Source organism: Amycolatopsis sp. NPDC051716 (assembly GCF_040681595.1).
In the GTDB taxonomy this organism is placed as follows: domain Bacteria; phylum Actinomycetota; class Actinomycetes; order Mycobacteriales; family Pseudonocardiaceae; genus Amycolatopsis.
Genome location: NZ_JBFAZA010000051.1, coordinates 18,253 through 31,565 on the forward strand (window position 1 = coordinate 18,253; position 13,313 = coordinate 31,565).

Genomic DNA, 13,313 nt, shown 5'->3' on the forward strand with positions numbered 1-13,313 from the left:
TTCTCGGCAAGAATGGTCTGGTGGTTTCGGTGCGGAGCGTGGTCGACCGGGTGGGGCCGACGCTGCTCCACGCGCTCCAGGTGCCCGAAGACTCGCCCGCGGTCGCCGACGTCGTCATCGCCGAACCCGGCGGGGCGCTCACCCTGTCCGCCGGGGACCTCGTGCTCGGCGTCGCCACGACCGGCCCCGAAGACGCCGCCGAGCTGGTGAAGCAGAGCGCCGGACAAGGCGCCGCGGCGGTGCTGCTCAAGCCGCCGTTGGCCGCGAAACCGGCGGTGAAGCGGGCCGCGAAGGCCAGCGGGATCGCGCTGATCCAGGTGCACGCCGCGACGTCGTGGGCGCAGCTCGTCTGGCTGCTGCGGACCGTCCTCGACGCCCTCGCCGACGAGTCCGAGGACCTCGACCCCGGGTCCGGTGACCTGTTCCGGCTGGCCGACGCCGTCGCGAGCGTCGTCGACGCGCCGGTGACCATCGAGGACACCAACTCGCGCGTGCTCGCCTACTCCGCGCGCCAGGACCTGACCGACCCCGCCCGCGTCGCCACGATCATGGGCCGGCGCATCCCCGACGACGTCCTCGCGCGGTTCCGGTCGCGCGGGGTGTTCCGCGAGCTGTCGCGCGGCCGGCAGACGATCTTCGTCCCGGCCCAGCGCGACGGCACGCTGCCGCGGCTGATCGTGCCGATCCGGATGGGCGGCGAGCTGCTCGGGTCGATGTGGGCGGTGGTCGCCGGGCCGGTGTCCGACGAGCGCGCGGCCGCGTTCGCCGACGCCGCCCCGGTCGTCGCGCTGCACCTGCTGCGGCGGCGCGCGCACACCGACGCCCAGCGCCGCGCGTCGGCCGAGCTGCTGCGCGAGGTGCTCGAAGGCCGGGCGAACCCGCGCAAGGCGATGGCGGAGCTGGACCTGTCCGACGAGCCGCACCGCGTGGTCGTCATCGAGGTCACCGGCGGCGACGGGCGCGACGCCGAGGGCCTGCGGCTCGCCCTGCTCGAACGGATCTCCCAGGGCATCGGCAGCCGCCCGGTGGCGACCGAGCTCGGCGGGCTGCTCTACGCCGTGGTGCCGGACCGGCCGGGTCCGGGCGGCTGGACCGAGCTGCGGCAGGCCCTGGACGCACAACCGGCGTCCCGGCGCGGCGGCGCTTCCCGCGCGGCGGCGGGCTCCCCCGGCGGGCTCGGCGACCTCTCGGCGTCGCGCGCCCAGGCCGACGAAGCCCTCAGCCTGCTGCGCGCCGAAATCCTCGCGGCGCGCGTGATCGCCTTCGACGAGGCCTGGACGGCGCTGACGCTGCATCGCGGCGCGACGGCGGCCTCGGCGGCGCGGGTCGCCGATCTCGGCCCGCTGGGCACCCTGCGCGCGCACGACGAATCGGGCAAGGCCGGGTACGTCGAGACGCTCTACGAGTGGCTGCGGCACCCCGGCGACCCGCGGGCGGCGGCGCGGGAGCTGCGGATCCACCCGAACACCCTGCGGTACCGGATGCGGAAGCTGCTCGAACTGGTGCCGCTGGACCTCGACGACCCCGACGTCCGGCTGGCCCTGCTGACCCAGCTCGTCGCCGTGCGCTGGAGCTGATGGGCCGTTCGGCCCAGCGTTTCACCCATGCGTTACTCCGCATGGATCGCGCCGATCGTTCGGATTGTCTTTTCCAGCCGAAAGATGGTGGATTCCGAAGATCGCGTGCCGCATTTTCTCCTCACCACCCCGGGTAGCCGGGTCGTTGCCAGAGGAGTACCTCCATGAGCAGTTCGGAGCGGTTCGGTAAGGCCATCAAGCTGGGTGCGGTGTCCGCGCTCTCCCTGGTCGCCCTGGTCGTCCCGGCCGCAGGAGCCGGGAGCGCCGTCGCGGCGCCGAGCGGCGACTGCTTCACCCCCGCCCACGCCGCGGACCGCAGCAAGGACGGTCACGCCGACTCGGTGTCCCCGGCCGAGGCGGCCCGCATCGAGGCGGACATGCAGAGCAAGCTCGCCGGCAAGCGTTCGGCGCGTTCGGCCGAGGCCGCCGCCGCGGTCTCGATCCCGGTGTACTTCCACGTGATCACCAGCGGTTCGACCGGCAACCTGCCCGCGTCGACGATCAGCAAGCAGATCTCGGTCCTGAACAGCGCCTACGCGTCGAGCGGCTTCAGCTTCTCACTCGTGAGCACCGACTACACGAACAACTCCACCTGGTACAACGGCATCACCGACGGCACCTCGGCCGAGCGCAACATGAAGAACGCGCTGCGCAAGGGCGGCAAGAACGCGCTGAACGTCTACACCGCCAACCTCGGCGACGACCTGCTGGGCTGGGCGACGTTCCCGTCGAACTACAGCTCGCAGCCGAAGCTGGACGGCGTGGTGCTGCTCGACGAGTCCCTCCCGGGCCGTTCGGCGACGAACTTCAACGAGGGCGACACGGCAACCCACGAGGTCGGCCACTGGATGGGCCTCTACCACACGTTCCAGGGCGGCTGCTCCGGTTCGGGCGACTACGTCTCGGACACCCCGGCCGAAGCGACGGCGACGTCGGGCTGCCCGGCGAACAAGGACACCTGCACCTCGACGGGCAAGGACCCGGTCCACAACTTCATGGACTACAGCTACGACAGCTGCATGTACGAGTTCACCGCGGGCCAGACCTCGCGGATGAAGAGCGCGTGGTCGGCGTACCGCGCCTGAGCCTCCGTTTCCCGCGGCGGAATCCGTGAAGGCCTCCTCGGGCTCCCCGAGGGGGCCTTCACGGCGTCTCCGGCGGCTTGGCCCGCCGGAGACGCTCGGCTGAGCCCTCGGTCGACTTGGTCTCGCCGCCTCGCGGTCTTCGGCTGCACCGCATCGCTTTCCCGGCGCTCCCGCCACCGTGCTCTCGATGCACCCCACTGCGGCGATGTTCCGCGCTTCCCCAGTACAAGCGCCGCCGCCGCGGGCCGCCCCTCCAGCCGCCCGCCCGGCTGTCCACAACCCTCGCCGCTTGTGGATCAATCCGGCTCCGAGCCCCTGAAACGGCCAGAACGGTCGGCGACGACCGATAGACTGAGCAGGGCTCGTCCCCCAGGGATGGGTGGGGCGTGGCAGGGAGGCCCCACCGCCGAAATCGCCGCTATGCGACCAGCAACGTCTTCCCCACCGTCGCGCGCGACTCGATCGCCGCGTGGGCGTCCGCCGCCTTCTCCAGCGGGAACCGCTGCCCGGTCACCGGCACCAGGCTCCCGGTCGCCGCCGCGGCCAACGCCGACTCCGTGAACGCCCGCAGCCGCGCCGGCTCTCCGATCGAGCGCACCAGCGAAACTCCCCGCGCCGCGGCGTCCTCTTCGGACACTTCGGCCCACGAACCGCCCGCCAGCCCGTACACCGCCATCCGGCCGCCCGGGCGCAGCAGCCCGAACGCCGCCGTGCCGATCGCCCCGCCCACGCCGTCGAACACGACGTCCACCGGGCCGGCCGAGGCCGTCCAGTCCGGCCGCAGGTAGTCGGTCACCACGTCGGCCCCGCGCACGTGCGCCACCTTCGCCGGTCCGCCCGCCGCGCCGATCACCGTGGCTCCCGCCGCCTTCGCCAGCTGCACCAGCAGGCCGCCGACGCCGCCCGCCGCCGCCTCGACCAGGACTCGATCGCCCGGGCGCACCCTGGTCGCATGGACCAAGCCGGTCGCCGTCCGCCCGTCCGCGAGCAGCGCCACTGCCGCGTCGAGCGCCAGCGCGGGCGGTACCTCGAACACCGCCGACGCGTCCACCGCGACGCGCTCGGCGTACCCGCCGGAGCCGCCGGTCGACGTGACCACCCGCTGCCCCGCCAGCCCCGGGTCCACGCCCGCGCCGACCGCGCTGATCACGCCGCCGACGCCGTTGCCCGGGATCACCGGCAGCGAGCCCCGGAACGGCCCCGGAGCGCCCGCCCGGAACTGCGTCTCGACGAACGTGGTGTTCGCGAACACCACCTCGACCAGCACCTGCCCCGGCCCGGGGACCGGATCCGACGCCTCCCCCGGTACCAGGACTTCCGGACCACCGAACTCTCTCAACCACACCGCACGCATGCCGCAACGCTGCAACTTCAAGTGAAGTCGAAGTCAAGGACCTTGTTCTCAGAGAACCATGAATGCGGCTCGGAACTGTCCGCTCAGCACGATGACACCGCCGTCCGGGTGGTTCACCGTGAGTGGCAACACCGCACCGAATTCCGGACGCAGACCGACCCAGGAGGCCGACCGTGCGTATCGCCGTTCCCCGTGAGATCAAGAAGCACGAATACCGGGTCGCGCTGACCCCGGCCGGGGTGCACGAGCTGGCCGGCCGGGGGCACGACGTCTTCGTCGAGACCGGCGCCGGGATGGGTTCGTCCATCACCGACGAGGAGTACGTCGCCGCCGGCGCGAAGATCCTCACCACCGCCGAGGAGACCTGGGCCGAGGGCGAGCTCGTCCTCAAGGTCAAGGAACCCATCGCCGAGGAGTACGGCCGGCTCCGGCGCGACCAGGTCCTCTTCACGTATCTGCACATCGCCGCCGACCGGCCGCTGACCGACGCGCTGCTGGCGGCCGGCACCACCGCGATCGCCTACGAGACGGTGCAGACCGCGACCGGTGCGCTCCCGCTGCTCGCCCCGATGTCCGAGGTCGCGGGCCGGCTGGCCCCGCAGGTCGGCGCGTTCTCCCTGATGAAGCCGAGCGGCGGCCGCGGTGTGCTGCCCGGCGGCATCCCCGGCGTGCACCCGGCCCGCGTCGTCGTCATCGGCGGCGGGGTCGCGGGCCTGAACGCCGCCCGCGTCGCGCTCGGCCTCGGCTCGGACGTCGAGATCCTCGACACCAACGTCGACCGCCTCCGCCAGATCGACAACGACTTCGGCGGCCGCATCCGCACGGTGACCTCGACCCGGCTCTCGGTCGAAGAGTCCGTGCTGCAGGCCGACCTGGTCATCGGCGCGGTGCTGGTCCCCGGCGCGAAGGCACCGAAGCTGGTCTCGAACGAACTGGTGGCCCGCATGAAGCCGGGCAGCGTGCTCGTGGACATCGCGATCGACCAGGGCGGCTGCTTCGCCGACTCGCGCCCGACCACGCACGACGACCCGACCTACACGGTGCACGAGTCGGTGTTCTACTGCGTCGCGAACATGCCGGGCGCGGTGCCCCGGACGTCGACCTACGGCCTCACGAACGTCACGCTGCCGTATGCGGTCCAGCTGGCCGAGCACGGCTGGAAGGCCGCCCTGCAGGCCGACGCGGCGCTCGCGAAGGGTCTCAACACCCACGCCGGCGTCCTGACGAACGGCCCGGTCGCGGTGGCCCACGACCTCCCGCACACGCCGCTGGACACCGTCCTCGCCTGACCGCATTTCCCCGAGCGGGTTCCTGTCGCACACGGCAGGAGCCCGCTCCCTTTTTTCACGCCCGTCCGTCCACTACGGACGGGTTGCCGGGCGCGCCAGAAATCAGGCCCCCGCGGTCACCACGTGATAACCGGCGCCGCGAACGGTCCGGATGGTCTCGACCCCGAACGGCAGATCGATTTTCCGCCGCAGCGCACTGACGTGCACCTCGACCAGGTTGGCCGTCGCGGAGGCAGCAAAGTCCCAGAGGTTGTCAACGAGTTCGCCTTTGCTGACAACCTGCCCGGCCCGCTGCATGAGGTAGGCGAGAAGGGCGAATTCCTTGACGGTGAGCGTGATACCGGCGTCGCCGCGCCGACAGGTCCGGCTGGCCAGATCGAGTTCAAGATCCCCCAGCTTGAGCACACCGGCCCGAGTGGCCCCACCTCGCCGGATCAGGGCACGCAGCCGCGAAAGCAGAACCCCATAGGAAAAGGGCTTGGGCAGAAAGTCATCGGCCCCGGTATCGAGCGCCTCGATCTCATCATCCTCACCATCTTTGGCGGTGAGCATGAGAATAGGAGTCCGATCTCCTTGTTCCCGAAGCCGCCGGCACACCCGATACCCATTCAGCCCAGGCAGCATGACATCAAGAACGATGGCCGCGTACGAACGCTCCCCGGCATGCCAAAGCGCATCCCGCCCGTTGAAGGCAACATCAACGGCATAGCCCTCAGCACCCAACCCAGCCCGCAGAGCCTCAGCAAGCCGCCGTTCATCCTCAACAACCAAGATCCGCACAACGCAACGATGCCACACACCCCACGCACCCCACCCCAAAGCGGAGCACCAGCCACCGCAAACCCCAGGGAGCCCCCACACCCCGCCGTCCCGGCCCCTGCCCCTCCCGGCCCCGGCCCCGGCCCCTCCCGGACCCTGCCCTCCCGGGCCGTGCCCCTCCCGGACTCCCTCCCAGCCCCCTCGGAAGCCGAGCGCAAGGCACCGTGGGGGGTCCGGGGGGCTCGGCCCCCCGGGCAAAAGGACGAAGTCGACATGAGCGGCGAAGCCGCGATGCAGAGACGAAGGGGCGACCCGCTCAACCAGCCTGGGGGTCACTGGGAGCGGGCCGCCGATACCTAGCTTAGAGGGGTCTGGCGGAGTTGGCTGCACCGGGTGGACAAGTCGCACGAATTCTTTACCAAGTTGATCTGACGGACGACGTGAATCCTCTGGTCAGCGGCGCCGAGCGTGGTACTGGCCGGTAGCGGAAAGTGACGAAGGTCGCTCTCGGGCGTTCCGTGCGCGCGAGCGCGGCTGGTAGGGCAGGATGACGCCGCATCAGCGGGGAACGTTAGGGGACGGTATGCACGACGGCAGTGGCCGGATTGTGGTGCAGAACCTGAGCAAGCGGTTCGGCGAGGTGAACGCCGTGCAGAACCTGAGCTTCACGGTCGAACCTGGTTCGGTGACGGGTTTCCTGGGTCCGAACGGCGCCGGTAAGACGACGACGTTGCGCATGTTGCTCGGGTTGGTGACACCCACATCGGGGACGGCGACGATCAACGGGCGGCCGCACGCGCAGCTGGGGAATCCGGCGCGGGTGGTGGGCTCGGTTTTGGAAAACGAGGGTTTCCACCCGGGGCGGACGGCTCGCAACCACCTCCGGGTGTACGCGGCGGCCATCGGGGTGCCGGATCGGCGGGCGGACGAGGTGCTCGGCCTAGTGGGCTTGGGCAGCGCCGCGGACCGGAAGGCGGGCGGGTTCTCGCTGGGTATGCGGCAGCGGCTGGCGCTGGCGACGGCGCTGCTGGGTGACCCGCAGGTGCTGGTGCTCGACGAGCCGACGAACGGCCTGGATCCCGAGGGCATCCTGTGGCTGCGCAACTTCTTGCGGTCGTACGCGCGGGAGCAGCGGCGGACCGTGCTGGTTTCGAGCCACCTGCTCAACGAGGTCGAGCAGCTGATCGACCAGGTGGTGATCATCAGCCAGGGCGTCACGCGGTATTACGGCCCGCTGGAGCAGCTGCGCAAGGGCCAGCAGTCGCGGGTGCTGGTGCAGCCCGCGGATCCGGCGGCGCTGGTGAAGGCGTTGCAGGAGAACGGCATCCAGCAGGTGTCGCCGACGCCGGACGGCCGGGTGGCGGTCGCCGGGTCGAGTGTCCAGCAGATCGGCGACCTGGCCGCGAAGGCCGGGATCGCGGTCTACGGGATGCAGGAGGAGCACGCCGATCTGGAGCGGATGTTCTTCCAGCTGACGCAGGGTCAGTACGCCGGTGCGCCGGGCTATCCGCCGCCGCAGCCGCCGTACCAGCAGGGCCCGCCGCCCGGTTACCCGCCGCAGCAGCAGCACTACCAGCAGGGTCCGCCGTCGGGCCCGCAGCAGCAACAGCAGCAGCAGTACTGGGGAGGACCGCAGCAGTGATGGGCAACCTGATCAAGGCGGAGTTCCGCAAGACGCTCTCGCTGAACACGTGGTGGGTGCTGCTGATCCCGCTGGCGCTGGTGGCGTTCTGGCTGACGTTCGTGTGGGGCAAGATCACGAACGACTTCGCGGACTTCATCGGCTCCAGCGATGCTCGCGAGGTCGCGGGTGCGGTCGGCTTGGACGCGAGCAAGCTGCCGGTCGGGCTGCTGGCGTTCGCGCACGGCGTGAACATCGCGCAGCTGATTCCCGGTCTGTTCGGCGTGTTCGCGCTGGCCGGCGAGTACCGCAGCAAGACGATCACGACGACGTTCCTGACGGCGCCGAACCGGGTCACGGCGCTGACCGCGAAGATGCTGACGTACGTGGCGTGGGGCGCGATCTACGGCCTGGTGAGCTTCGGCGTCTCGGCGATCGCGGTGATGGTGTCGGTCGATTCCGGGCGGTGGCCCAGTGCCGGCCAGTGGCTGGCCGCGCTCGGCGGGACGATCCTGGCCTCGGTGCTGGTGACGCTGTTCGGCATCGGGTTCGGCGCGGTGCTGCGCAGCGTGCCGCTGGCCGTGGTGCTGTTCCTGGTGTGGTTCCTGATCGTGGAGAACGTGCTCGTCATCGCGCTCTGGGGACCGGCCGACATCCTGGGCGGGCTGCTGCCGAACGGCACCGCGAACGGGATCGTGGGCGGGATCGCCGCGGACGCGTTCGGCATCAACTCGCTCAACCTGCCGGGTGGCGTCGACCACTGGTCGGCGCTCGGCCTGCAGCTCGCGGCGGGCGCACCGGGCGTGATCTCGTGGTGGGCTTCGGCGCTGATCTTCTTCGGGTGGACGTTGCTCTTCTTCGGCCTCGGCTGGGCGGGCAACCAGAAGCGCGACATCACGTAGTCCCAGCTGTCCGCGAAGGCCACCTCGAGTTGCTCGAGGTGGCCTTCTTGGCGTTCGAGGAAATATTTTGTCGGTGGTGGCGCTTACTGTCACAACGTGACCGTCGCTCCGCCCCGCTCCCGTCAAGAGCTCCCACCCACCGAGACAGCCGGCTGGATCCGCCGGTTGTCCGCGGCGGCGTGGGAGCACCGTGTGCTCGTCGTGCTGTCGCTGCTCGCGGCCGCGTTCGGCGTCGGCGTGCAGGCCGCCAGCCCGTTGCTGGTGCGCACGGCGGTGGACGACGCGGTGGCCGGGCGCACCGGCGGGCTGCCCGGGATCGCCGTTTTCCTGGTCGCGCTGCAGCTGATCGCCTTCGGCACCGCGTTCGCGCGCCGCTACCTCGGCGGGAAGCTCGCCCTCGACGTGCAGCACGATCTGCGCCAGCGCGTCTTCAACGCCGTTTCGCGGCTGGACGGCGGCAAGCAAGACGCGTTGCGCACCGGCCAGGTCGCCTCGCGCGCGATCTCCGACCTGCAGCTGGTGACCGGGATCCTGATGCAGGTCCCGCTGTCCTTCGGCTCGGTGGTTTTCGCGCTGCTGTCGTTCGTCGCGATGCTGTGGCTGTCGCCGGTGCTGACGCTGATCGCGCTGGTCGTCACGCCCGCGGTCGGCATCATCGTGGCGCGCAGCCGCAAGCGCCTCTTCCCGGCGACGTGGTCGGCGCAGCAGCGCGCGGCGGACGTCGCGCAGCAGGTCGAAGAGACCGTCACCGGCGTCCGGGTGGTCAAGGGCTTCGGCCAGGAGACGCGGGAAGTCTCGAAGCTGGAAGGGACCGCGCGCAAGTTGTTCGGGGAGCGGCTTCGCGCGGCGAAGCTCTCGGCGATCCCGACGGCGACCACCGCCGCCCTGCCCGCCGCCGGCCAGGTCGCCGTGCTCGGCATCGGCGGTGTCCTCGCGCTGAACGGGTCCATCACCCTCGGCACGTTCCTGGCCTTCGCCACCTACCTCGCGACGCTGATCGGCCCGGCCCGGATGCTCTCCGGCCTGGTCGTGCAGGCCCAGCTGACCCGCGCCGGCGCCGAGCGGGTGTACGAGCTGATCGACGCGCAGCCGGAGGTCGCCGACGCGCCGGACGCGCGGCCGCTGCCAGAGGGGCCGCTGGGCGTGGAGCTCGACGGCGTCCGGTTCGGCTACACCCGCAGCGAACCGGTGCTGGCCGGTCTTTCGGTCACCGCGAACCCGGGCGAGACCCTCGCGCTGGTCGGCACCGCGGGCTCGGGGAAGTCGACGATCTCGTTGCTGCTGCCCCGGTTCTACGACGTGCACGAGGGCGCGGTGCGGGTCGGCGGCCTCGACGTCCGTGACGTCCCGTTGCGGCAGCTGCGGCAGGCGATCGGCGTGGTGTTCGAGGAGGCGTTCCTGTTCTCCTCCTCGATCCGGGACAACATCGCCTACGGCCGTCCGGACGCGAGCGACGAAGAAGTGGTCGCCGCGGCCAGGGCCGCGGAGGCGGACGGGTTCATCCGCGCGCTGCCGGACGGCTACGAAACGCTGGTCGGCGAGCGCGGGCTGACCCTCTCGGGCGGGCAGCGGCAGCGGCTCGGGCTGGCCAGGGCCCTGATCACCGACCCGCGGATCCTGGTGCTCGACGACGCGACCTCGGCCATCGACACGGTTACCGAAGCGGCGATCTACGACACCCTGCGCTCGGTGACCGCGGCGCGGACCACCCTGCTGATCGCCCACCGGCGCTCGACCCTTGCCCTGGCCGACCGGATCGCGGTGCTGGACGAAGGCCGCGTCGTCGACGTCGGCACCGAGTCGGAACTGATGGCGCGCTGCCCGCTGTTCCGCGAACTCGTGGCCGGCCCGGGCGATGACGTCGAAGAGAAGCACCGCTGCGAGGGCCTCGATCGCGGCCCCGGCGGGGTCACGCCGTCGCTGTGGCCGCGGGACGAGAGCCAGGACGAGGTCGACGCACTGGCCGAAGCCGCGCGGATGCGCAGTGGCGACCCGAACAGCAGCGGGTTCGTCGGCGGGGGCGGCGGCCTGGACGTGCCGCCGACGCCGGAGCTGATCGAGGGCGTCCGCAAGCTCCCGCCCGCCGTCGACGAGCCGCAGCTGCCCGGTGTGGACGTCACCGCGCCCGACCCGAAGTTCCGGCTGGCCGGGCTGCTGCGGCCGGTCCGCGGGCCCCTGTTCCTGGTGATCGGGCTGGTGGCGGCGGACGCGCTGGCGTCGATCGCGCTGCCCGGGCTGTACCAGTTCGGCGTCGACCACGGGGTGCGCGCCGGCGTCGAGTGGATGATCTGGCTGGCCGCCGGTATCGGCGCCGCGGTCATCGCCGCCGACTGGCTGGTGGTCTTCGCGCAGACGAGGCTGACATCCCGGGTGGGCGAGACGGTGCTGTACGCGCTGCGCGTCCGCAGTTACGCGCACCTGCAGCGGCTCGGGCTCGACTACTACGAGCGTGAGCTGTCCGGGAAGATCATGACCCGGATGACCACGGACGTCGACGCGCTCTCGACGTTCCTGCAGACCGGGCTGGCCACCGCGGTGGTCAGCGCGTTGACGCTGGCCGGGATCACGGCCGCGCTGCTGGTCACCGACGCCGGGCTGGCGCTGTACGCGCTGGCGATGGTGCCGGTGCTGGCGGTGGCCACGGTGATCTTCCGGCGCTCGGCGTCGAAGGCGTACAACGAGGCTCGCGAGCGGGTCAGCGTCGTCAACGCGGACATGCAGGAGAACGTCAGCGGGTTGCGGGTCGCGCAGGCGTACACGCGCGAAGACCGCTCCGCGGAGGCGTTCGCTTCGCGCAGCGACGACTACCGGCGCTCGCGGCTGCGGGCCCAGCGGTACGTGGCGACGTACTTCCCGCTGGTGGCGCTGATGTCGGACCTGGCGACCACAACGGTGCTGGTGGCTGGAGCAAGCCGCGTCTCGGCGGGCACGCTGTCGGCCGGCGTGCTGCTCGCGTTCCTGCTGTACCTGCAGCAGTTCTTCTCGCCGATCCAGCAGCTGTCGGCGGTGTTCGACGGCTACCAGCAGGCGAGCGTCGGCCTGAACCGCATCGGCGACCTGCTGCGGACGCCGACGTCGGTCCCGGCGGCGGAGAAGCCGGTTGCGGTGCCGGCGCGGCTGCGCGGCGAGGTCTCGTTCAAGGAGGTCGAGTTCTCCTACACCGGCGCCGAGACTCCGGCGCTGGCGGAGTTCTCGCTGGACGTCGCGGCCGGCGAGACGATCGCGCTCGTCGGTGCGACCGGCGCCGGGAAGTCGACGGCGGTCAAGCTGGTGGCGCGCTACTACGACGTCACCGGCGGCGAGGTCCGGATCGACGGCACGGACGTCCGCGAGTACGAGCTGGCCGGGATGCGCCGCCGGATGGGCGTGGTGCCGCAGGAGGCGCACCTGTTCTCGGGCACGGTGGCCGACAACGTCCGCTACGGCCGCCCGGCCGCGTCCGACGCGGAGGTCGAGGCGGCGGTCCGCGCGGTGGGCGCGCTGGACGGCGTCGCGGCCCTCCCGGCGGGCTTCCTGCAGCCGGTGGGCGAGCGTGGTCGCTCGCTGTCGGCGGGCCAGCGTCAGCTGGTGGCCCTGGCGAGGGCGGAGCTGGTGGACCCGGACGTCCTCCTGCTCGACGAGGCCACGGCGGCCCTGGACCCCTCGACGGAGGCGGCGGTCCTCCGGGCCACGGAGACGGTGGCCCACCGCCGCACGACGTTCGTGGTCGCCCACCGCCTCGCGACAGCGGCCCGCGCGGACCGCATCGTGGTCCTGGACCACGGCCGCATCGTGGAAACCGGAACCCACGCCGAGCTCCTGGCCGCCAACGGCCCCTACGCCCGCCTCTGGGCCCTCGGCTGACGTACCGGACCAGTCGGCTCGCGTACCTGCACCGTCGGCTCGCGTACCTGGAGGGTCGGATGGCGAGCCGACCCTCCAGGTACGCAAACCGACCCCCTGGGTACGCGAGCCGACCCCCTGGGTACGCAAGCCGACCCTCCAGGCACGCGAGTCGACCCTTCAAACTCGGGTGATGGCCCTCCAATCACGGGTGATGACTGCTTACGCACGAAAGTTCGTGGCCGGGTGGCCGGGGCGCTGGGAGCATGGCGGGCATGTTCGAAGAGAAGCGGGTTCCCGACCGGCAGGTGCGGGCGGCGCAGACCGAGGCGAGCGTCCGGGTCTACCAGGCGTGCCCGCCCGCCGTCGCCGATGCCGCGCTCGAGAAGCAGGCCTTCGAGCGGGGCGGGGTGGTGCAGGTCACGCCGTCGTTCCGGCTCGCGGCCCACGGCAGCGAGAACGGGCGCAAGCCCGGCCACGAGCGCATCCTCGCGATCGACCTCACCCGCGAAGGCTTCGAGTGGGCCCTGGCCCACGGGCACGTCCGGTGGGAAGCGGAGCGAGATCTGGACCACACCGCGCTGAACTTCCAGGCGATCCGGATCGGCCTCGACGGTGCACCCGTCGACGAGTGGATCACCGCCGTCACCGATGTCACACCGGTGATGCGCGACATCGCCGGGCTGCTGGCCACCGACCAGCTCCACCTGGCCGTCAAGCTCGTCCCCCACGAGCCGCCGTACCCGCTGGGCGAGGACCTCGCCGAGGCCGTCGACGCCACGCCCTGAGAGAGCGCCCTCCGATCGAGCGGCCCCATCCCGGCCGGCCGGGAACCCTGTACCCGGTCCAGGGCTTAAGGTTCCCTTAGCACATCTTGATCGAGTCAGTGACCGATACCCTAGTG

General features: G+C 71.4%; 9 protein-coding genes. 7 read left to right on the forward strand and 2 right to left on the reverse strand.

All coding sequences use genetic code 11. The features are described from left to right. The first annotated feature begins 20 nt into the window (after positions 1 to 20). Positions 21 to 1,577 (forward strand): helix-turn-helix domain-containing protein, encoded by a 1,557-nt coding sequence (locus AB0M30_RS43005; RefSeq protein ID WP_364597039.1) that lies wholly within the window; start codon positions 21 to 23, stop codon positions 1,575 to 1,577. A 164-nt stretch (positions 1,578 to 1,741) separates the two neighbouring features. Then, complete coding sequence (locus tag AB0M30_RS43010; protein ID WP_103334705.1) at positions 1,742 to 2,662, forward strand: zinc metalloprotease; 921 nt, start codon at positions 1,742 to 1,744, stop codon at positions 2,660 to 2,662. Positions 2,663 to 3,080: 418 nt separating this feature from the next. Here the strand turns inward: AB0M30_RS43010 and AB0M30_RS43015 are convergent, their stop codons facing one another. Further along, on the reverse strand, positions 3,081 to 4,016 hold the full coding sequence (locus AB0M30_RS43015) for a zinc-binding dehydrogenase (protein ID WP_364597043.1): 936 nt from the start codon (positions 4,014 to 4,016) through the stop codon (positions 3,081 to 3,083). A gap of 173 nt (positions 4,017 to 4,189) precedes the next feature. Between AB0M30_RS43015 and ald the strand changes: the two genes are divergently transcribed. Then, positions 4,190 to 5,305 (forward strand): alanine dehydrogenase, encoded by a 1,116-nt coding sequence (ald, locus tag AB0M30_RS43020; RefSeq protein WP_364597046.1) that lies wholly within the window; start codon positions 4,190 to 4,192, stop codon positions 5,303 to 5,305. 102 nt (positions 5,306 to 5,407) lie between these two features. Here the strand turns inward: ald and AB0M30_RS43025 are convergent, their stop codons facing one another. Beyond that, positions 5,408 to 6,085, reverse strand: coding sequence for a response regulator transcription factor (locus AB0M30_RS43025; RefSeq protein WP_364597049.1), 678 nt, complete (start codon positions 6,083 to 6,085; stop codon positions 5,408 to 5,410). A gap of 562 nt (positions 6,086 to 6,647) precedes the next feature. Between AB0M30_RS43025 and AB0M30_RS43030 the strand changes: the two genes are divergently transcribed. The 4 genes from AB0M30_RS43030 to AB0M30_RS43045 all read left to right on the forward strand — a co-directional run bounded on the left by AB0M30_RS43030 (position 6,648) and on the right by AB0M30_RS43045 (position 13,197). Further along, the gene (locus tag AB0M30_RS43030) at positions 6,648 to 7,706 is read left to right on the forward strand and encodes an ABC transporter ATP-binding protein (RefSeq protein WP_103341258.1); all 1,059 of its coding nucleotides are present in this window, start codon (positions 6,648 to 6,650) and stop codon (positions 7,704 to 7,706) included. Beyond that, positions 7,706 to 8,587, forward strand: a complete 882-nt coding sequence (locus tag AB0M30_RS43035) for an ABC transporter permease (RefSeq protein WP_364597052.1) — start codon at positions 7,706 to 7,708, stop codon at positions 8,585 to 8,587. Before AB0M30_RS43030 ends, AB0M30_RS43035 begins: the two co-directional genes overlap by 1 nt. A gap of 96 nt (positions 8,588 to 8,683) precedes the next feature. Further along, the gene (locus AB0M30_RS43040) at positions 8,684 to 12,430 is read left to right on the forward strand and encodes an ABC transporter ATP-binding protein (RefSeq protein WP_364597054.1); all 3,747 of its coding nucleotides are present in this window, start codon (positions 8,684 to 8,686) and stop codon (positions 12,428 to 12,430) included. Positions 12,431 to 12,684: 254 nt separating this feature from the next. After that, positions 12,685 to 13,197, forward strand: a complete 513-nt coding sequence (locus AB0M30_RS43045) for a DUF4291 family protein (protein WP_364597057.1) — start codon at positions 12,685 to 12,687, stop codon at positions 13,195 to 13,197. Positions 13,198 to 13,313: the final 116 nt, after the last annotated feature.

What these genes read in the sequence shown, in the direction of transcription:
- AB0M30_RS43010 (WP_103334705.1), top strand. Translation starts at nt 1,742, where the DNA reads ATGAGCAGTTCGGAGCGGTTCGGTAAGGCCATCAAGCTGGGTGCGGTG.
- AB0M30_RS43015 (WP_364597043.1), bottom strand. Translation starts at nt 4,016, where the DNA reads ATGCGTGCGGTGTGGTTGAGAGAGTTCGGTGGTCCGGAAGTCCTGGTA.
- AB0M30_RS43030 (WP_103341258.1), top strand. Translation starts at nt 6,648, where the DNA reads ATGCACGACGGCAGTGGCCGGATTGTGGTGCAGAACCTGAGCAAGCGG.
- AB0M30_RS43035 (WP_364597052.1), top strand. Translation starts at nt 7,706, where the DNA reads ATGGGCAACCTGATCAAGGCGGAGTTCCGCAAGACGCTCTCGCTGAAC.
- AB0M30_RS43045 (WP_364597057.1), top strand. Translation starts at nt 12,685, where the DNA reads ATGTTCGAAGAGAAGCGGGTTCCCGACCGGCAGGTGCGGGCGGCGCAG.